Here is a 20482-nt window from a genome sequence, read left to right on the forward strand (position 1 = left end):
AGGCTCTCAGTCGCGGCTGACCCGCAGCGACTGGCCGAGCCTGATGCTGTCGTTCTTGAGGTGGTTCCAGTCGCGCAGGTCGGTCACGGTCACGCCCTGCTTCTTGGCGATGCCGGACAAGGTGTCGCCCTTGACCACGGTGTAGGTCTTGGTCGCGCCGCCGGTGGAGGCCCTGGCGTCGGCATCGCGCCTTTCCATCGCGGCGTGGGCGGCCAGGGTGTGCTCCGAGGTCGGCGCCACGGCGGCGGCCGCGGCGTAGCTGGCGCCCGGCGCGGCGAGCGGCGGCTTGGCCGAGGAGGCGGTCGATTCGCCGTAGACCTTGTTGCGGCGTGCCTCGTTCATCGACACCAGCCCGGCGCCGTCCTGGTACGGCAGCACCGAGTGGTCGCGCAGCACGGCCTTGGCCTTGTCGGTCTGCAGGAAGTCGAGGAAGGCCTGGGTCTGCGCCGCCTTCGGGCTGTTCGGGTTGGTCACCAGGAACAGCGGGATGTACAGCGGATAGCTGCCGTCGGCGATGTTCGCCACGGTGGGCGCCACGCCGTCGATCGGGATCGTGCGCAGCTTGGGGTTGCCTGCCACGTTGCTCAGTGTGGACACGCCCAGGCCGTTCGGATTCAGCGCGATGCCTTCCTCCAGCGCCTTGGTGTTGAGGTACAGGCGCGGCGCGGAGATCTGCTGGTCGCCGCGGCCGTACAGCAGGCTGCGCAGGCTGTATTCCACGCCGTCGTTGGGGCTGATCACCGCGTACAGGTCGATCGGCGCGTCGCGGCCGCCCACGTCCTTCCAGTTGGTGATCTTGCCGAAGTAGATCTCGTGCAGCTGGCGCAGGGTCAGGCTGCGCACCGGGTTGGCCGGATTGGTGATCATCGCCAGGCCATCCCAGGCCACCGGGGTGAACGTGAGCCGGCTGTCCTCGGGGCTGCCGTCGCTGGGACGCGCGCTGCCGGCGATGTCGGCCGTGCCGGCGGCCACCGCATCGATGCCCGAGGCGGTGTTGAACGGCTGCAGCTCGACGCGGCCGTGGCCTTCCTGCTCCCAGAGCTTGGCCATCTCCGTGACCACGCCGTGCGCGGTGGTGACGTCGCCGCGCCAGATCAGCGCAGGCCCCTTGCTCTTGGCGGTCTTGTGGTGGACGGGGTGATGGGTCGTCTTGGCGACGGCGGGTGCGACGAGGCAGGCGCCGAGCAGGAGGGCGGACAACAGGCGGACAGCACGAACGGACATGATGACGGAGAACCCCGACAAAGGATGGGTGACGGAAAAAAGGATGGGTGGTGGCAAGGAGTAAGGGTGGCGGCGCGTGATCCCGGCCGGCGCAGGCGGTGGATGCTCGCAGGATATTTCATCGGCCTGAACAGAAAACATCAAGCGCGTTCATGCGCTTGTGCGACGCAGGCGCGTCCGTACGGGTGCGTTCCGTCATGCCGTACCGTGCGAAGGCTGGCGGCCGGGCGCCGCATCCCCACCCAGCCTTGCCCCGACGCAGGGGGAGGTGGGAATGGCCGAGGTCGGCGACCACGGGTCGTCCCGATTGGCATCGTGTCCCGGCTTGCCGCGCCGGCTCCCTCCCCTGCGTGCCGCGGGAGAGGGTCGGGGTGAAGCCAGCGCGCGCGACCGGGTCGCGGCCGCCATCGGGTCATTGAATCAGCACGTAGTGCGTGCCGTCGTCATCGGCCACCACCAGCACCAGCTGGCGCGGCCGCGTGCCCGCGAGTTCGCGCAGCATGCGCAGGCCGGTGATGCGCATGTTGCCCACGCCGATCACGACGTCGCCTTCGCCGAGCCCGGCGGCGGCGGCGCGGCTGTTCGGCTGCACCGCGCTCACCGCCACGCCGTACATGCCCTGGCTGCGCTCGCCCTGACCCAGTTCGCTGAAGGTGACGCCGGCCAGGCGCGGATCGAGGCTGGCGCCGTCGAGGCTGGCGATCTTCTCCGGCCGCAGCACGGCGCTGACCTCGCGCGCCTTGCCGTCGTGCAACACGCCCAGCTTCACCGTGCTGCCCACCGGCATCAGGCCTTCGGTGTTGCGCAGCTCGTCGACGTCGCGCAGCGGCTTGCCGTCGATCGTGGTGAGCACGTCGCCGGGCTGCAGGCCGGCCTGTTCGGCGGGCGAGCCCGCGTTGACGCCGGTGACCACCACGCCCTTGTCCTGCGCCAGGTTCAGCAGGCGCGCGATGCGCGGGGTGATGTCCTGCGACTGCAGGCCCAGCGTGCCGCGCTGCACCTTGCCGTGCGCGATCAGCTGCTGCATCACCTCGCTGGCGAGATTGCTGGGGATCGCGAAGCCGATGCCCACGTTGCCGCCCGAGGGCGAGAAGATCATGGTGTTGATGCCCACCAGCTGGCCGCGCAGGTTCACCAGCGCGCCGCCGGAGTTGCCGGGGTTGATCGAGGCGTCGGTCTGGATGAAGTTCTGGTAGCCCGAGCCGCCCAGGCCCGAACGGCCCAGCGCGGAGACGATGCCTGACGTCACCGTCTCGCTCAGCCCGAACGGCTCGCCCACCGCCACCACGAAGTCGCCCACGCGCAGCCTGGAGGAATCGGCCAGTGGCAGCGCCTGCAGGCCGGGCGCGTGGATCTGGATCACCGCCACGTCGGTGTCGGGATCGGTGCCGACCAGCTTCGCCTTGTAGGTGCGGCCGCCCTGCAGGGTCACCGTGATGTCGTCGGCGCCGCCCACCACGTGGTTGTTGGTGAGGATGTAGCCCTTCGCCGCATCCACCACCACGCCCGAGCCCAGGCTCTGCTCCACCCGCTCGCGCGGCACCGCGGGCAGGCCGAAGAACTGGCGGAACACCGGGTCGTCGAAGTACGGGTTGCGCACCTGCACCCGGGTCTTGCTGGAGATGTTCACCACCGCCGGCGTCACGTGTTCCAGCATCGGCGCCAGCGAGGGCATCGCCTGGTCGTCCACCGCAGGCGGCATCGCGGCGCGGCTGGTGGCGGGCAGGGCGACGCCGAGGCACAGCGCGAATGCGCTGGCGAGCCATGGCGTGAAACGCGGGGGACGGGATGCCATCGGACTCCTCCTGGCGTATGCGGAAACGGCGCGCCTTCGACTGCCGGCGAGGCGTGGTGGTTCCCCGCGGCCGAGGTGGTCTCCGGAACGCTCGCGCCACTTTACATCGGACTTTGCCGGGGGTAACTTGCCACCTGTTCGCGACCACAACATCTTGTGTCTCTCCGCGAGCGATCGGACTAGCACTGGTGGGGCGGATCGCCTTGCGGGGGCGGCTCCGGCAAGCGCTCCCGAAGTGGCGCTGCCGGCGCGGATCGACAACAACGACAGCAGCCAAAAACGACAAGGCCGCAAGGCCGCACTGGGAGGTCAGGAAGCCAATGAGCACAGCGCGTGCGCCAGTCACGGGTTCGGAATTGCAACGCGACGCCGCCACGGCGATCCCGCTGCAGCCTGCCTCGCAGGACATCTGGGACAAGAAGTACCGTCTGCGCACCAAGGCCGGCGAGCCGGTCGATGCCGACATCGACGGCACCTGGCAGCGCGTCGCGCGTGCCCTGTCCGAAGTGGAAGCCACGCCCGAGCTGCGCGAGCACTGGAACGAGCGCTTCCTGTGGGCGCTGCGCCGCGGCGCGATCCCGGCCGGCCGCATCACCTCCAATGCCGGCGCGCTGGAGCACAAGCCCGCCACCTCCACGATCAACTGCACCGTGTCCGGCACCATCCGCGACTCGATGGACGACATCCTGGAGAAGGTGCACGAGGCGGGCCTCACGCTGAAGGCCGGCTGCGGCATCGGCTACGAGTTCAGCACGCTGCGCCCGCGCGGCGCCTACGTGTCGGGCGCGGGCGCGTACACCTCCGGCCCGCTGTCCTTCATGGACATCTACGACAAGATGTGTTTCACCGTGTCGTCCGCCGGCGGCCGCCGCGGCGCGCAGATGGGCACGTTCGACGTCAGCCATCCCGACGTCAAGGAATTCATCCGCGCCAAGCGCGAGGACGGCCGCCTGCGCCAGTTCAACCTCTCGCTGCTCGTCACCGACGGCTTCATGCAGGCGGTGGAGCACGACCAGGACTGGCCGCTGGTGTTCCCGGTGCACGTCAAGGAGCGCGACGAGGTCGACCTCGACGATCCCGCCAAGGTGGTGTGGCGCGAGTGGCCCACCCACGAGAACTACGTCGACCGCGAGGACGGCCTGGTCGCCTGCAAGATCTACGGCCACATCCGCGCGCGGCACCTGTGGGACATGATCATGGTCTCCACGTACGACTACGCGGAGCCCGGCTTCATCCTGATCGACAAGGTCAACGAGATGAACAACAACTGGTGGTGCGAGCACATCCGCGCCACCAATCCCTGCGTCACGGCCGACACCTGGGTGCAGACGTCCGCGGGCCCGCGCCAGGTCGGCGACCTGCTCGGCCATGGCTTCATGGCACGCGTGGACGGTGTCGACCACGCCACCGGCGCCGAGGGTTTCTTCCGCACCGCGACCAAGCCGGTGCTGGCGCTGCAGACCGAGGAAGGCCACCGCCTGCGCCTCACCGAAGATCACCGCGTGCGCCGCGTCTCGCGGATGACCCGCTGGAACGTCGAGACCGAATGGTGCGCCGCCGGCGCGCTGCAGCCGGGCGACCGCGTGCTGCTGAACGACCACCGCGCCAACGCGCAGTGGCCCGGCGCGCTGAGCGCCGAACAGGGCTACCTGCTCGGCATGCTGGTCGGCGACGGCACGTTGAAGAACGAGGCGGCCGTGCTGTCGGTATGGCCGCAGGCCGCCGCGGTGAATGGCGCTGCCGACAACGGCGCGCGCGCGCTGATGGCCGAAGCCCTGCGCTGCATGCAGGCGTTGCCGCATCGCGCCGATTTCGCCGGATGGTCGGAAGTGGCCGGCCGCGGCGAATTCCGCATGAAGTCCGCCGCGCTGCGCGACCTCGCCTTCGGGTTGGGCATGCGCGTGGGCGACAAGGCGATCACCCCGGCGCTGGAACAGGCGTCGAGCGAGGCCTGTCGCGGCTTCCTGCGCGGCTTCTTCGACGCCGACGGTTCGGTGCAGGGCAGCCACGCCAAGGGCGTCTCGGTGCGCCTGGCGCAATCGGATCTGCCGCGGCTGGAAGCGGTACAGCGCATGCTGCTGCGCCTGGGCATGCCCTCGCGCATCTATCGCGACCGGCGCGCCGCCGGCGAAAGCCGGTTGCCGGACGGCCACGGCGGCACCCGTGCCTACACCACCCAGCCCCAGCACGAGCTGGTCGTCGCTGGCGAGTCGCTGCAGCGCTTCGCCGAACTGATCGGTTTTGCCGACGCCGACAAGGCCGCACGCCTCAAGGCCGCCCTGTCCGGCTACAAGCGCACCCTCAACCGCGAGCGCTTCGTCGCCACCGTGGCCTCGCTGCAGGCCGACGGCGTCGAGGACGTCTACGACGTGCAGGTGCCCGGCATCAACACCTTCGACGGCAACGGCCTGCACGCCCACAACTGCGGCGAGCAGCCCTTGCCGCCGTATGGCTCCTGCCTGCTCGGCTCGATCAACCTCACCACCTTCGTGCGCGATCCGTTCGGGCCGAAGGCGCGCTTCGACTGGGACGAGTACCGCGAGGTGGTGAAGATCTTCACCCGCATGCTCGACAACGTGGTGGAGATCAACGGCCTGCCGCTGCAGCAGCAGCGCGACGAGATCATGGGCAAGCGCCGCCACGGCATGGGCTACCTCGGCCTCGGTTCCACGATCGCCATGCTCAAGCACCGCTACGGCAGCGCCGAGGCGGTGGCCTTCACCGAGGACGTCTCGCGCGAGATGGCGGTGGCCGGCTGGGAAGTGGCGCTGGACCTGGCCAAGGAGAAGGGCCCCGCGCCGATCCTCGCCAGGGACTACACCGTCACCGGCGACATGCTGCGCCGCCGCCCGGAAATGGCGGCCGACGGCTGGAAGGTCGGCGACCAGATCCCCGGCCGCGTGCTGCACGCGAAGTACAGCCGCTACATGCAGCGCGTCGCCGAGGTGGCGCCGAACCTGGTGGCGCAGCTCGCCGAGACCGGCGCACGCTTCACCCACCACAGCTCGATCGCGCCCACCGGCACCATCTCGCTGTCGCTGGCCAACAATGCCTCCAACGGCATCGAACCCAGCTTCGCCCACCACTACTCGCGCAACGTGATCCGCGAAGGCAAGAAATCGAAGGAAAAAGTAGAGGTCTACAGCTACGAGCTGCTGGCCTACCGCGCGCTGATCAACGCGAACGCGATGCCGTTCTCCGACGATCCGCAGACCAGGCTGCCGGACTACTTCGTGGCCGCCGACGACATCAGCCCGAAGCAGCACGTGGACATCCAGGCCGCCGCGCAGAAGTGGGTCGATTCGTCGATCTCCAAGACCGCGAACGTGCCCACCGACTACCCCTACGAAGACTTCAAGGACATCTACTTCTACGCCTACAAGCAGGGGCTGAAAGGCTGCACCACCTTCCGCTTCAACCCCGCCGCCTTCCAGGGCGTGCTGGTGAAGGAAGCCGACCTTGCCAGCACCCTCTACCACTTCGAACTGGAGGACGGTAGTGTTATCGAACTTCGAGGCAATGAAGAGGTGGAATACGACGGCGAGCTGCACACCGCGGCCAACCTGTTCGATGCCTTGAAGGAAGGGTATTACGGCAAATTCTGACCCGTATCCACGACGCCACGATCACCGCCCGAGGGGAACACCTGCATGTCCATCGATACCGAAGTCGAAGTGAAAGAGACAGTCACGCCGGACGCCCCTGCGGCCCCGGTGATCGCCGCCCCGATCGCCGCCGCGCCTGCGCCGGCCGCACCGGCGGCAGCGCCGAAGAAGGCCGCGAAGAAGCCGGCCAAGAAGAAGGCTGCAGCAAAGAAGCCTGCCGCCAAGAAGGCGGCGGCGAAGAAGGCCCCGGCCAAGAAGGCCGCCGCGAAGAAGGCGGTCAAGAAAGCCGTGAAGAAGGCGGCTGCCAAGAAGACGGCGAAGAAGGCCGTCAAGAAGGCCGCCGCCAAGAAGGTGGCGAAGAAAGCCGCCAAGAAAGTCGTGAAGAAGGCCGCCGCCGCGAAGAAGGCGGTGAAGAAGGCCGCGAAGAAGGTTGCCGGCAAGGCGAAGAAAGTCGCCAAGAAGGCCGCAAAGAAGGTCAGCAGCAAGAAGACGGCGAAGAAAGCCGCTCCCAAGAAGACAGCCAAGAAGGCTGCCGTGAAGAAGGCCGCCAAGGCGGTCAAGAGGTCCACTGCCAGCAAGAAGGCGAGCGTCAAGTCGGCGAAGAAACCCGCCGCCAAGAAGGCCGCCCGCAAGAAGTAAGTCCCGAAACAGCCGGCCCGGCCACGCGCCGGGCCGGCTGTGCTTTCTCAATGCCCCGGGCTTATGGTTCGTCATCCCGGGGAAGGCCGGGATCCAGTGACTTTCGTCGTGCTGCGGAGACACTGGATTCCGGCCTTCGCCGGAATGACGAGCTATGGAAGTCGACAGGCTCGGGCATGGCAAGCTCTCCACGCGCCGCGCGCCGCCATCAACCAGGAAAGAACACCCCCATGGCGATCAAGATCGAAAAGAAGATCAAGGGCTACAACGTCGTCAAGTCCGAGGACAAGGCCGCGCCCGCCGCCGCACCCGAAACCAAGGCCAAGGCCGCCGAGCCCAAGCAGGCCGAAGTCATCCAGATGCACGAGAGCCTGGAGCGTCCCGAGACGCTGATCGGCTCCACCTTCAAGATCAAGTCGCCGCTGTTCGAGCACGCGCTGTACGTCACCATCAACGACATCGTGCTCAACGCCGGCACCAGGCACGAGCAGCGCCGCCCCTTCGAGATCTTCATCAACTCGAAGAACATGGACCACTTCCAGTGGATCGTGGCGCTCACCCGCATCCTCTCCGCCGTGTTCCGCAAGGGCGGCGACGTCACCTTCATCGTGGAGGAGCTCAAGGCCGTGTTCGACCCGCGCGGCGGCTACTTCAAGGCCGGCGGCGTCTACATGCCCAGCATCGTCGCCGAGATCGGCGGCGTGATCGAGCAGCACATGAAGAACATCGGCCTCATCCACGACCCCGAGATGAGCGACAGCCAGCGCGCGCTGATCGCCGAGAAGCGCGCCGCCTACGAGGCGGCCAGCGCTAAAAAAAACTCTGACGCCGGCGCCAGCTCTCCCGTAGGAGCGGCTTCAGCCGCGACCACACCCGCCGAATCCGAAGCCGGCAGCTTCCCGCCCGGCGCCACGCTCTGCCACAAGTGCAACACCCAGGCGCTGGTGCTGATGGACGGGTGCCAGACTTGCCTGAATTGCGGGTATAGCAAGTGCGGATAACCCCTGGTATTTAAGAACCGGGGTAAATAAGAAAAGCGGCGCAATTGCCGCTTTTTTTGTTTATGGCTGCGGATGTGAATGTCGTTGGTTGGCCGGGCTTCCCCTGAACCGCCCCGGGTTTGCCGGAGGCCGTTGGTTTTGAGTCACGCCGGTTCGCGCGGCTCGCGCTTGGGTTGATAGAAATCGGCTTCGGTCTGCGGTATGCAGCCGAGCTTGGCGGCCACCGACTGGATCGTGGCCCACTCCGACGGATGATCAGGCTGATGCTCCCGCACCATCCGTACGGCTCGCTCCCGGACTTCCTTCGAATATTTCTGCTTCGTCATGGCTCCCATCCTCTCAAGGTTGGACGCCTCCGACAAAGCCGGAGCGGTTCACTGTTGGCAACACTGTGGAATCAGGCGCCCATTGCCGCCAGTGCAGCCGCGGCCCGTTCGAGTCCGCCAAGAACGGTCTCGGCGACACGCCGGGAGAAATCCCGTGGCAGCTGTGCCTGCGCCTCGGCGATGACCGCTGGCGTGCGCGCCAGGATGTCCTCGATGACCGGCTCGGCGTTCGGTGCATAACCGACTTTCTGCGCGGTGCTGTCGAAGTGCCGGCGCCGGATGGCGTGCATCGTGTAGTGCTTGTTCTTGCCGGGCAGTGCCATCGCCAGCTTGATCTCGCGAGACGACCATTGGTGAGGGCCGTCACCGAGCACGGGATAGGCCGACATCACGTCGTACAGGCGGGTCAGCCGGAAGCGGCCGCGCGGCAGGATCTGGATGCTGAAGTTCTTGGCATGGCCGTCCGGTGCGCGCAGAAGCCAGAACAGCACCTGCGCGGCCATCAGCGTCCTCATGTCGGCCTCGGCGTCCACCGACTGCCGCAGGGTGGTGAACAGGGCCTTGAGTCCTGGGCCGCCCTCGTTTTCATACTTGCGCAGCGGCGAGCAGCCCTCCACCTGGCAGAAGTCCTCCTGCGGCAGTCGCATCAGCCACCGGCCGTCGGGCGCAACGCGCCGGTCGAAGCGCTCGACGACGAGCACGCGCTGTTTGCCGAAGGTTGCGATGCGGGCGTCGGCGACCTTCAGCCCGTAGGCCTTGAGTAGCCGCAGGCACAGCCACTCGTTGTCGACCGAGGTGGTGAAATCGGCCTGCCGTCCACCCACCCGGCCGAGCGGGAGCTTGAAGATATGGCTGGTGGGCGTCGCGCCGTGCGGCGCCAACCACTGCCCGTCCCACCACAGGAACGCGGTTTTCTCCTGGGCGCCGGCCAGGGAAATGCGAAAGTCCGCGTCGGGATCACTACCGGCGCCGAAGGCGCGCGGGGACACTGTCTCGATCAGATGTCGTTCGATGGCCTCCTCGGACAAGGGCGTACCTTCGATGCGGTCGAAACCCTCCGGTGTCTCGTTCTCGCCCAGGATCTGCACCGCGCCCACGCAGTCGCGGCCGATGGCCTTGAGGAGGTCGAAGGGGTCGGTCGATCCGGTGCGGAAGCGCTCGGCGACGCGCTTGCGGATGGTGTCGCTGTCGGGCAGGAGGTTGGCGAAGTAGTTGGCGACCTTCTCGCCTTTGAGCGGCAGGTTGTGCAGGTTGAAGGGCAGTGACAGGGACAGCGGGCGACCGAGGGCGGCGGCAGCCCATTCCGCGTCGTAATGCAGCTCCATCTCCCCGCGCGTGGGGATCGTCCAGCGCCCGACGCGCACGCCGTTGGTCCAGAGCGACAGGCTGCGGCTATGCGAACGGCGGCCCATGTCACCAGTCCGCCTGCACACCGGAGGATGCACGGCCGCCATGCGTGCCGACGGCCAATTCCAAGCCTAGCGCCGAGCACCACGCCAGCAACTGCCCAACGCTCAAGTCATGGGGATTCTGTTCCAGATGGGATATCCGCGACTGGCTCAGGCCGATGCGGTCGGCCAAGGCCGACTGGGTCATACCCCTGGCCTTGCGGGCGGCCTGCAGCATCGATCCCAACTGCGAAGGAGTGACCAGGACATGGGGTGATGGTGGCATGGCGAAATACCCGGATTGCGAATAAATGGAATTTATTCTTAAATCAGATATTCGTCAAATATGCGCACATCGGATAAATCCGGTGACGCCCTCGACCGAGCAGGGCGTCACGCCGCATGACAGGCGTCCGTCAATGCGTCGCTGTCTGCCAGCAGCCAGGCCAACAGGACACCAGTTCCTTGGTCAGCCAGCTCACCATCGCCGAAGTCCGACCCGTATCTCGGCTGCAGGAAGCGATTCGTGGAAGGGAACTGCTTTTGGTGGAGGTCTGCCGTGCCCCGCAGTTCACTGCTCGCAGAGAAAGGCCACCAGGCTGGCGCGACGCTTCGCGGTGAGTCCGCGTATGGCCGTGATCACGCGGCGCTCCTGCGGTGACAGCGCCTCGTAGCCGGAGGCCTGCTCGCCGATCCGCCGCGAGGCCGTCTCGCGCCCCATCGCCAGCCAGTCCAGGCTGCAGCGGTATTCCCCGGCCATCTCGATCAAGCGCGACAGTTCCGGCAGGGCGCGTCCGGCGAACCACAGCCTGGCCGTTTCGCGGGCCACGCCGAAATGCGTGGCCACCGCGACCACGCGTTGGCGGCCGCCGGGCACGCCCGCCTCGTCGCAGGCATGCTGCAGACGGCTGGCGAAGGCGACATATGGCGCGGAACGGGGCATGCGGACCAGGAAGTACAACGGGGACCCAAGCCATTCTTGCAAGCCGGCCAAGCGCGTTTGACAAGTTATGCTTGCAAATACAAATTTGAATTGCTATTCTGCAAGCCTGGCGTGACGCTGTGCCGGTCGGGGCCGATGTTGCTCCTGGTCCATGTGCGCGTGAACGGCTTTGGCGCGGGTACGCCAATGCGGATCGGTACGGGGAGTGCCCCTGCCTGAGGGTGGGGCAGTCAGCAGCGAACCATCCAATCGCGGTTTTCGCAGGGGAAAAACATGCAAGGCAATCGAAGAGGCCGTCTGGTCGCGGCGGGCGTGTCTGCGCGCCTTGTTCATCGGCCTGACTGCGAGCGACCGGATTGGCAGCGACGACCGGCGGCGATCCGCACCGGGAGTGGCGGCGACGGCGGGCGTTCCTGGCTGGTGACACCGTGCCGCCAGTGCGCGCCGTAAGCCGGGCTGATCGCGCCGAACGATCTTGCCCAGCCTGACACGCAGTCAAACCCGCGTGCCGGCAGGGCCAATCAAGGAGAGAAACGCAGCATGAAGACAATCACGCTACGCAATGCCATTTCCATCGCCTTGCTCGTCGCCGCTCCCGGCGTGAGCGAATGGGTCGTGGCCCAGGACGCCACGAGGGACACGGCCGCGCAGGGCAGGGCGCCCGTGACCGACACATCGGGCAAGACGCACTCGAAGAAATCGGCCGACAAATCCACAGCACCAGCGGCCACCAACCTGCAGACCGTCACGGTCACCGGCACCCGCATCCGCGGCGGCATCACGCCATCGCCGGTGATCACCATCGACAGTGAACAGATCCAGCAGGAGGGCTTCACCGACCTCGGCGAGGTGATCCGCAGCGTGCCGCAGAACTTCTCCGGAGGGCAGAACCCGGGCGTCGTCGGTGGGGCCGAAGGCGGTGGCATCGCCAATCAGAACATCTCCGGCGGCTCCTCTCTCAATCTGCGAGGCCTAGGGCCCGACGCCACTCTCACGTTGCTTGATGGCCGGAGGCTTGCATACAGCGGCTTTGTGCAGGCGGTCGATATCGATGCGATTCCGGTCGACGCGGTGGATCGCATCGAGATCATTCCAGATGGGGCTTCGGCCATCTACGGATCCGATGCCGTGGGTGGTGTGGGCAACGTGATACTGAAGCGTGACTACAACGGCGTGACACTCGGTACACGCTACGGCGGCGCGACTGACGGTGGCCTGATCACTCACGAATACACCGCCGCCGCAGGCACCAACTGGTCCACCGGCGGCTTGATCGCGACCTGGAAGAAGTCCGCAGGGGATCCGATCTATTCCGACCAGCGCGACTACACCCGGGACCTGTCCACGCCGACGACGCTCTACCCGCAGAACGCCCTACGTAGTGGACTGCTCAGCATCCATCAGGCGATGGGCGATCTCGTCGAACTGCAACTGGATACCTTCAGGACCGAACGCGAGCAGCTCAGCTACTACACGGCGATCCCGACCCAGTTCTATCCGGCCACCGCGAAGACGACAACGACCTTTGTATCGCCCAGCGCCGAGGTATCGCTGCCGAACGACTGGACGATGTCCCTGGCGGGAACCTGGGGCAAGGACGACACCATCTCGGGGTTGTCGATAGGCGGCCGTGCGACGGGGCGGTTGACGCTGGTGGCCCGCGACCTGTATCGCAACAAGAGCCGCGCGTATGAGCTGGGGGCCGAAGGCCCGCTGTTCGCGTTGCCTGGCGGAGATGCGCGACTGGCGGTGGGAGCGGGGTACCGGACGAACACGTTCCTGCAAGGCAGTCTCGTCAGGGGAACGGTCAGCGCCGATGGAGACGACAGCAGTCGCTTTGTCTATGCGGAACTCAACCTGCCGCTGATTGGGGCGGACCAGGCCGTTCCCGGCATGAGGCGGCTGGCATTGACCGCCGCCGTGCGAAGGGAGGATTACGCCAGTTTCGGCAGTGTCACCACGCCGAAACTGGGTGTGATCTATGGTCCCGGTACCGACTTCTCGCTGAAGGCTTCCTGGGGCAAGTCCTTCAAGGCGCCGACGTTGCTGCAGCGCTATCAAACCCAGTCCGCCTATCTGTACCCAGCCGCCGCGGTGGGCGGCAAGGGGTACACGGACGATGCGACAGTGCTGATCCCTTATGGCGGAAATCCCGATCTGCGGCCCGAGCGGGCGCGTACCTGGAGCGCTTCGATTGTGTTCCATCCCGAGGCGCAGCCTGCGCTCGAGGCGGAATTGGGATGGTTCGACATCGACTTTACGGGCCGCATAGCGCAACCGCTTGTCTATCAGGCGCAAGCGTTGAGCAACCCCGCCTACGCACAGTTCATCAACTATGCGCCGACGGCCGGCGAGCAGGCCGCCATTCTTGCGAACTCGGTGTTCAGCAATTTCACCGGTGCTCCCTACGATCCGGCCAAGGTCGTTGCGATCGCCTTCAACCGATACGCGAACACGGTCGCCCAACACGTCCAGGGGCTCGATCTCTCGGGGTCGTACCTGGCCGATCTTGACCATGGACGGCTGGCGATCCGCGGATCGCTCAGCTGGCTGGACAGTGCGCAGCAGACCACGGCGGCGGACCACATGCGCGATCTGTCGGGCACCTTGTTCTATCCGGCCAGGATCCATGGCCGCGTCGGCGCCATCTGGAGCGAAGGCGGTTTATCTGCCTCGACCTTCGTCAACTACGTCAGCGGCGTGACCAACACGGTGGATGGTCGCAAGTCGGGATCGTTCCCCACCGTCGACGTCACGTTGCGTTATCTCACGGGCCAGGACCGGGGCGCCTTCTCGGGCCTCGAGTTTGCGCTGTCGGTGACGAACCTCTTCGATCGTCCGCCCCCGTTGTATGCGCCGGCCATCAACAACCCGCCTTACGACTCGACCAACTACTCGGCCATCGGGCGATTCGCGAGTGTCAGCGTGGCCAGGCACTGGTGATACCGCCTTCCCATTCGGAGCAACTGCCATGCATAGATCGCAAAAGGGCGGAGGAGCCGCTGTCCGCGCCATGAAGCTCGTCGCCATCCCGCTCATGCTGCTGGGTGGGATGGCCGGCCTGCACGCCCGGGAGCCGATTTCTCCGCGGCGCCTTATCGAAGTGGTCGATATCAGTGGTCCCGTGGTATCGCCGGACGGCCGGTTCCTTGCGTTCCGGACTGAGCAGGCGGCGGTGGAACGCAACACCTACGATTCGGAGTGGTACACCCAGGCAATGGACGGAAATACTCCGGCCCACAGGGTGGGCGAGGGTGGTGTCCCGCTACGCAGTTCGGCAGGGCTGTCGCTGCCTGCCCATGCCGTGTGGTCGCCGGATGGGCGATGGATCTACTACCGGGCGCTCATGGACGGAATAGTGTCCGTCTGGCGTGCCGCCGCCGACGGTTCGGGCGCGAAGCAGGTCACCATCGATCCTGCGGATGTGCGGGATTTCTCGCTCAGCGGGGATGGCGGGACGCTCAGGTACAGCGTGGGTGCCACGCGTGCCGAGGTCATCGCGGCGGAGCAATCGGAATACGAGCACGGTATTCATGTCGACAGCTCGGTACCTGTCGGCCAGGGCAACTTGTTCCACTCCGGCGATGTCGGAGGCCGGCTCGTGACACAACGCCTGGACGTCAAGGGTGATGGGTTTGCCCGCGTTCCGTTGCTTTCCGATATGCCGGACCGCTGGAAGGCGATCGATCTGGCAACCGGAAAGACAAGAGACCTTGCGCCATCCGAGGTGCCATCGCCCGTAACCATCGCTTCGGTGTTGCCGGAAGGGGTGCCTAGGCCATGGAGGTATGCGCTCGACGCTGCGAATCATCGTGTTGCCTTGCTGACGCGGGTGGGAGAGCAGGGGGACATGGTGCGAAAGCCGAATGTCGAGTTGTCTGCGGTGCTGGGCAAGCCTGCCCGGCCGATCAAGTGCCAGGCCAAGTTGTGTGTCGACAAGGCGATATCGGGCGTTCAATGGCGACCAGGCGGCGACGAGGTGGTCTTTACGGTGACCGACCCGGCAGAAGGTATGGCCCAGTCCATTTACCGCTGGAACGTGAAGAGCGGCGAGGTGACACAGGTTGTGCGTTCCGCTGGCCTGCTCAATGACGGACAGCGATACGGCCTTGAGGACGTCGGCTGCGGCATGTCATCCGCGGCGCTGGCCTGTGTCGCCGCCGATGCCAACCATCCGCCGCGCGTCGAGAGAGTGGACTTGGAAACGGGGAAGCGCCAGGTGCTGTTCGATCCGAATGCGGCGCTCGCGGCCGACGTTGCGGCCGGCACGCCCGTGAAGCTGCTTCGTTGGAAGGATGCCAGTGGCAGGTTGTTCACCGGGCAGTTCTTTGCCGCACGCAGGACAGGGAATGGGCCGCCGCCCCTATTCGTCGCGTATTACCTCTGCCCGGGATTCCTGCGTAGCGGATATGGCGGTGAGTGGCCTTTGGCGACATTTGCGGAACAGGGGATTTCTGCGTTGTGCATCAACTACGGGCCGTTCTACTTCGACGCGGTCCGGCGGTACGACGAGGGGCTGTCGGCGGTCAAGAGCGCGGTGGACATGTTGGCGTCGTCCCGCGAAATCGACCGGACCCGGGTCGGCATGGGTGAGTTGAGTTTCGGCACCGAGGTGACGATGTGGACGGCATTCAATTCCGATCTTCTCGCCGCGACTTCGATCACGGGCGCCGTGCTTTCGCAAAGCATGTACCTGGACGGCAGTCTGAAAGGCAAGGAGTTCATATCGCGCGCGCGGAAGGTTTGGCAACTCGGATCGCTCGATGAGACGCCGCAGCAGTGGCATCGAATCGGGCTGCAGTTCAATCTGGGCAAGATGCGGGTGCCCGTTCTGATGCAGGTGCCCGAGCAGGAATACGAATGGTTGCTCGACTCGGCCATTCCGCTGATGCTGGAACATAAGGCCGATCTCTACGTGTTCCCCAGCGCACCGCACTTCAAGTTCCAGCCGAAGCAATTGTTGGCCGCGAACGAGAGGAACGTCGACTGGTTCAGATTCTGGTTGCAGGGTTACGAAGATCCCGACCCGGAAAAGCGCGGCCAATATGCGCTCTGGCGTGAAATGAAGGCGCATGTGTCCAGTCGAGGAGATGGCATTGCCGACCGGCACGCTAACAGGCCTGGTGACGCACCCAATTCTCGGCCGTGAACAACGAGAGCACGCGAGTGAAGGACTTGTCGCGTGGTGGAAGCTCTGCCTCGAAAAAGCGTGTCAACGCATCGGCATCCAGCAGATGCTGGTCGTTCAGGCCGCCCGACAGCAGAGTCTCGCGGATCTGATTCTTGTTGCGCTTGAATACGGCGCCAAGATAGCCGACGAAAGACCCTTTGCTTCTGCGGTTGAGGATGTCTGGTGGAAGCACGTCGGCGAATGCGGCTCTGGCGGCAACCCGGTTGTGTCCGCCGGATATCGACATCCAACTGGGCACCCTGAGACAGGCCTCGACGACGGGCTGAGAAAGAAGAGGCATGCGGATCCAGCAGTTCTCGCCTCGATAGACGATGTCCCGGAAGAGCTGGTTGCTGGCGAGATCGACGATTCTTTCCCAGTCGCCAGGCAGCATTCCTTTCGGGGCATCGAACCACGGGTGGGCTTCTGCTGGTGCGATGAAGAGGGATGGGTTCATGAATGTGCAGTCCGGCACACAGGCTGCCTTCGGTGCGCGGATCATTTTTCGAGCCGTCAGTCTTGCGGCCTTCCACATCGTGCATTGATGCAGGACGGACAGGTCCCTGATGGACGAAAGGCCGGCAATCACGCCACGCTCCCTGATTGCATCCGCAGCGGGGACCGCATTGGTCAGAAGGCCGAACACCGTGTCGCCGCCCGAGCCCGTGTAGGTGCTCGACGCCCCATGTCGCAAGGCCGCAGCTTCCATCGCGTGCGATACCGCGTACTGCAGGATGCCCATCCTTGGGGAGACGGCATCGGGGAAGGGCGCAACGTCACCGCAAGCAATATCGAGGTCAAGCTGCTCGGTTTGCAGATCTACGCCGAGACAAGCGGCCATCTGCCTGGCGTATTGGCGTTCGTCAGCGCCAGGTACCGGCGTTGCCAGGTTGTAGCAGGTCACCCGCGGCCCGGCGTTCTTCAGGCAGGCCGCGACGATGGAAGAATCGATTCCGCCCGACAGCTCCATGAGGATGGACTCGTCGACATCGGCCCAGGCGTGGACTACGGATGCCACGCTTGCCCGGATATCGGCGGCTGCGTCGACAAGATTCGTGTGCCGATGTCCCCGGGCGACGAATTTCCACGGCGACCAGTTCGGGTGCGTCGTGAGGTTCCTGGGGTCAATGGCCAGTGACGAACCCGGCAACAACTCGCAGATATCGGCGAATGCAGTGCGGCGTGTCTTGAGATTGGGGTAGGTCAGGCAGTGGATGAGGACATCCCAGTCGATCCGCTTTCGATAAAGATCGAGGCGTGTAGCCAGTGAGATGCCGGACGTGATGAAGCCCGAGCCATTGCGGAGCGAATAGATGCAGGGAACACCCCCGGATGGATCGCGGGTAAGGGTGATGCCGGTGCCATCTCTTTCGTCGGGTTGAACCAGGACGTACTCACCCCAGCAGTTCTCCGTAACGTGTTCGCGCAGACGCTTGTTGCTTGAGAACGTTGAGAGCCGCGCCATCGCATCGAATGGTGCGAACGTCCGGGAGAACAAATGCCCGATTGCGAATCCCCCGCCGGGTAACGGCTGGAATGGCGTTTCCGCCGCGAGAAAAAGCCTGATCGATCCCGAGGTGAAACGCTCGCGCATGTTGTCCATCTGCAACGCGGCTTCGATTTCGGTCAGGTTTGCGAGATTCCACCGACGGTTGACGTCCACGAGGGCGATGTAGCGGTAGCTCATCAGATCACCCGTATTGGTGTATGGGCCTTGGCGTGCCCGACCGTATCGTTAAGCACCAGGTCTCCGGCCTGTACCCAGCAATGCGCCGAGAATGGATCGGAGGTGACGCCGAAGACGATGCTTGCGTGAAGTTTCCGCCTGGCAAGGAACCTGACCATTGCGAGAGAGTCCAGCAGGCAGCGGGTTTCGACAGGCGTGCAGGCGCGTGCGAGCCTGAATTCTGCGGAAGTTTCGATCAGCAGCTGTTCGGCTGCTGCGGCGGAACGTTCGTCTGGCCTGAGGGCTGCCATCGAGTCGAGGATTTCCCGCAGAGGACGTGTTCTAAGTCGCCTGTGCATCGAGCAGGTTGCGATGAGCACCTCGACCAGTGCGCTGGGGCGAAGCTTGGCGGGGCAGGACTGTTCAAGGGCGCTTCGGGAGGCGCATTCGACCTTCACGGCCGCAATTCGATCTTGCGGGCCAGGAGTCCATACAAGGATATCTCGTTCTACCAGCTCGCTGACATCCACATCCCAGTTTCCGTTGGCGTACGCGGTGAAGGGATGTTCAAGGCGTATTGGCAAGCGGAAGTAGCGGTCGTTTCGAATATCCAGGAAGATGGGGTGGTCATCTACCCGGCAGAAAGACAGGCCATCGCGCAGCATGTAAGGCATGGTGGACTCATTGGCGAGAGAGGCGCACCTTTCGGTGCGCCTCGTTGGTTCAGTCCTCGGAGATCCCCGGCATGACATCAAGCCCGGTGGGCTCGATGATGCCGCCGGGGCCCTGCGTCTCGACACTGGCGACGCCGAGCTCGATGACATCGTCCTGCGCGTTGCTGCGGATGCTTTCGTTCGTGTCCATCTCAGTCTCCTGCGGTTGCGTCATGGCAGTCCCATGACGCGGGCAGCGTAGGAGCCGGGATTTTTGATTTTCAAATGATTATTGCGTTGTTATCTGGTAATTATTCCGGGAGCGCGATAGTCGTCACGCCATGCGGGCATGTTGCTTCGATGCCTCGTCGGTTGGTGCCCGCTAGTGCAGGTAATCGCTGCGGTCGTTCAGCAAGGCCACGATGCTTGGGACGAGCTGCTTCCGGCGTTCGTGGTAGCCGTGCAGGGCGGACTTCAGGGCCGGGATGTCGCGTGCCTGCCAGTGCCGGTTCAGTTCCGCAAGCTCTTCGAAGCCGTGATCGAGCAATCCTTGCTTGGCCCAACGTATCGGTGCCAGCCGGTCGTTGGTCTGCTTCACGGCCTGGTACAAGGATTTGTGGGTTGTTGCGCGGGCGATCGCGTCGAACAGTTTCCACGTCGACTTGACCAGATCGTCGTCAGCGCACGCGATCCCCAGCGTTTCGGTCTCCTGGACTGCTGACGCCATGCCGATATCGCATACCATCAGCAGCAGGCGTTCCATCCAGTCGTAGAGGTCGCGCATTGCGACTTCGGTGAGCAGCGGGACATGCAGTCCGCCGCGGGCGTAGTCAACGAGCAGGGCTTCGCCGACCAGGCGGTACAGCGCGAACCGGACCGGCGTGGGACTGGTGCTGAACTCCCCGGCGAGCATGGCCGGATCGATCCGCTGACCGGGTGCGTAGCGTCCTGACCGCAAGGCGCGTCTGACCTGTCCGTACACGAATGCACTCTTGGAGTGGGTCGCATCCATAGCTCAACTCCATGCCGGCGGATGGATGGCCCCTGCGCCGGGTGCTACAAGAATTTGCCGATAATCGTATTTTGTTGCGCAAAAAGACGCGTGAATCCCCAAACTGGGTCACGAAAACGGGTGCCGATCACTTGATTTCCGTGCACAGCGACTGCAACCCGTGCTTCCATCACCGCTCTGCCGGGGTCCTGCTTTGGGCGGATCCCGCGTTCGCGGGAATGACGTTGGATCCGGGGCCTTCGAGGCTCCCTCCGGGCCTGGTGGCGGACCCGCACGCGGCGCCACGCAGAGGGCCGGTCACAGTGACGTTGACGCCGGCAGGGCAGGAATGTACATCCCTGCCGGAAGTGCTGCACATGCAGACCACCGTCCCGTGGCCATGTGCGCTCCCGACAGCAAACCGCGGCGCACCTCAAGCTGGCGCTCAGGGCAATCTACAAACAGGTATGGAAGAAGGTGCTTATTCCGGTAATGGCTGCCGGCTATACCAGCAATGCGTGAATGCGGTGCTGGCGATCCCTGGTCATCTCGCCGCGCAAGTCTCGCAAAAACTTGCCTGTTGACGCCATGCTCTGGGCGGCGATAGTTCTAGAAAGGCACCGCGCGCAAGGCGCGGTCTCAAGGGGACAATCGATGCGTGCACGTTGGCAAGGGAACTGCCTGTGGGCAGTAGCAATGCTGGTGCTGTCGGGCTGGTGCCATGCGCAGTCGGTAACCCCCGATGTCGAATACAAGAAGCTGATTCAGGTCGATCAGAGCGTCCATCCGCTGGGTGAGCATCCCTTCGGCGAAAAGGTGGATCTGTCCACCGGCGAGTTGTCCTTCGAGGAGACCGATGTCAGCCTGCCGGGCAATGGCCCGCTGCTGCAGTTGTCGCGCTCGCTCGGCACGACCAACGCCGTAGGGAACTTCAATGCCGAGCGGCCCTTTGCGGACTGGGACCTGGATATCCCCCGCATCGAAACGGCGACGGCCAATCAGGGTGGGGTGACCGGTTGGGAGGTGGAGGCGGCCAATCCCCTGCAGCGCTGCACGTATTTCGGAGCGCCGCCGGATGTCC

The 20482-nt window shown here is 65.0% G+C and carries 15 protein-coding genes and 1 pseudogene; 6 read left to right on the forward strand and 10 right to left on the reverse strand.

Annotated elements, in window-relative coordinates; all coding sequences use genetic code 11:
• Nucleotides 1-6: 6 nt before the first annotated feature.
• A complete protein-coding gene (locus tag ABQJ56_RS16370; RefSeq protein WP_367846092.1) occupies nucleotides 7-1224 on the reverse strand; it encodes a substrate-binding domain-containing protein in 1218 nt (405 codons plus the stop codon).
• A 412-nt stretch (nucleotides 1225-1636) separates the two neighbouring features.
• A complete protein-coding gene (locus ABQJ56_RS16375; RefSeq protein ID WP_367846093.1) occupies nucleotides 1637-3019 on the reverse strand; it encodes a Do family serine endopeptidase in 1383 nt (460 codons plus the stop codon).
• A 320-nt stretch (nucleotides 3020-3339) separates the two neighbouring features.
• On the opposite strand from ABQJ56_RS16375, the gene ABQJ56_RS16380 reads away from it, so the two are divergent.
• The 3 genes from ABQJ56_RS16380 (at nucleotide 3340) to ABQJ56_RS16390 (ending at nucleotide 8264) form a co-directional block, all read left to right on the forward strand.
• Entirely contained in the window at nucleotides 3340-6624 is a 3285-nt protein-coding gene (locus ABQJ56_RS16380; protein ID WP_367846094.1) for a ribonucleotide reductase barrel domain-containing protein, read from the forward strand.
• 45 nt (nucleotides 6625-6669) lie between these two features.
• Nucleotides 6670-7263, forward strand: a complete 594-nt coding sequence (locus ABQJ56_RS16385) for a hypothetical protein (protein ID WP_367846095.1) — start codon at nucleotides 6670-6672, stop codon at nucleotides 7261-7263.
• 230 nt (nucleotides 7264-7493) lie between these two features.
• The gene (locus tag ABQJ56_RS16390; RefSeq protein WP_367846096.1) at nucleotides 7494-8264 is read left to right on the forward strand and encodes a TSCPD domain-containing protein; all 771 of its coding nucleotides are present in this window, start codon (nucleotides 7494-7496) and stop codon (nucleotides 8262-8264) included.
• A gap of 191 nt (nucleotides 8265-8455) precedes the next feature.
• Here ABQJ56_RS16390 and ABQJ56_RS16395 read toward each other — a convergent pair.
• The 4 genes and pseudogenes from ABQJ56_RS16395 to ABQJ56_RS16410 form a co-directional block, all read right to left on the reverse strand.
• Nucleotides 8456-8590 (reverse strand): annotated as a pseudogene (locus ABQJ56_RS16395) (IS3 family transposase); the annotation flags it as partial.
• A gap of 71 nt (nucleotides 8591-8661) precedes the next feature.
• On the reverse strand, nucleotides 8662-10002 hold the full coding sequence (locus ABQJ56_RS16400) for a type II toxin-antitoxin system HipA family toxin (RefSeq protein ID WP_367846097.1): 1341 nt from the start codon (nucleotides 10000-10002) through the stop codon (nucleotides 8662-8664).
• A 1-nt stretch (nucleotide 10003) separates the two neighbouring features.
• Nucleotides 10004-10264 carry a helix-turn-helix domain-containing protein gene (locus ABQJ56_RS16405; protein ID WP_367846098.1) on the reverse strand — a complete coding sequence of 87 codons (261 nt, stop codon included), beginning with the start codon at nucleotides 10262-10264 and terminating at the stop codon, nucleotides 10004-10006.
• Nucleotides 10265-10549: 285 nt separating this feature from the next.
• A complete protein-coding gene (locus ABQJ56_RS16410) occupies nucleotides 10550-10921 on the reverse strand; it encodes a DNA-binding protein (RefSeq protein WP_367846099.1) in 372 nt (123 codons plus the stop codon).
• A 540-nt stretch (nucleotides 10922-11461) separates the two neighbouring features.
• On the opposite strand from ABQJ56_RS16410, the gene ABQJ56_RS16415 reads away from it, so the two are divergent.
• The gene (locus ABQJ56_RS16415) at nucleotides 11462-13864 is read left to right on the forward strand and encodes a TonB-dependent receptor plug domain-containing protein (protein WP_367846100.1); all 2403 of its coding nucleotides are present in this window, start codon (nucleotides 11462-11464) and stop codon (nucleotides 13862-13864) included.
• Nucleotides 13865-13934: 70 nt separating this feature from the next.
• Entirely contained in the window at nucleotides 13935-16070 is a 2136-nt protein-coding gene (locus tag ABQJ56_RS16420) for an Atxe2 family lasso peptide isopeptidase (protein WP_367846101.1), read from the forward strand.
• Here the strand turns inward: ABQJ56_RS16420 and ABQJ56_RS16425 are convergent.
• The 4 genes from ABQJ56_RS16425 to ABQJ56_RS16440 form a co-directional block, all read right to left on the reverse strand.
• Nucleotides 16033-17778, reverse strand: coding sequence for an asparagine synthase-related protein (locus tag ABQJ56_RS16425; protein ID WP_367846102.1), 1746 nt, complete (start codon nucleotides 17776-17778; stop codon nucleotides 16033-16035). The two genes, ABQJ56_RS16420 and ABQJ56_RS16425, sit on opposite strands and share 38 nt — an antisense overlap.
• Complete coding sequence (locus ABQJ56_RS16430; RefSeq protein WP_367846103.1) at nucleotides 17778-18431, reverse strand: lasso peptide biosynthesis B2 protein; 654 nt, start codon at nucleotides 18429-18431, stop codon at nucleotides 17778-17780. The genes ABQJ56_RS16425 and ABQJ56_RS16430 overlap by 1 nt, the downstream gene beginning before the upstream one ends.
• Nucleotides 18432-18480: 49 nt before the next feature.
• On the reverse strand, nucleotides 18481-18621 hold the full coding sequence (locus tag ABQJ56_RS16435; RefSeq protein ID WP_367846104.1) for a benenodin family lasso peptide: 141 nt from the start codon (nucleotides 18619-18621) through the stop codon (nucleotides 18481-18483).
• A gap of 171 nt (nucleotides 18622-18792) precedes the next feature.
• Complete coding sequence (locus ABQJ56_RS16440) at nucleotides 18793-19422, reverse strand: GntR family transcriptional regulator (protein ID WP_367846105.1); 630 nt, start codon at nucleotides 19420-19422, stop codon at nucleotides 18793-18795.
• A gap of 356 nt (nucleotides 19423-19778) precedes the next feature.
• Here ABQJ56_RS16440 and ABQJ56_RS16445 point away from each other — a divergent pair, with 356 nt between their 5' ends.
• Entirely contained in the window at nucleotides 19779-19985 is a 207-nt protein-coding gene (locus ABQJ56_RS16445; protein WP_367846106.1) for a hypothetical protein, read from the forward strand.
• Nucleotides 19986-20482 lie beyond the last annotated feature (497 nt).

The sequence above is a fragment of the Rhodanobacter geophilus genome (assembly GCF_040812275.1).
Taxonomy (GTDB): Bacteria; Pseudomonadota; Gammaproteobacteria; order Xanthomonadales; family Rhodanobacteraceae; genus Rhodanobacter_A; species Rhodanobacter_A geophilus.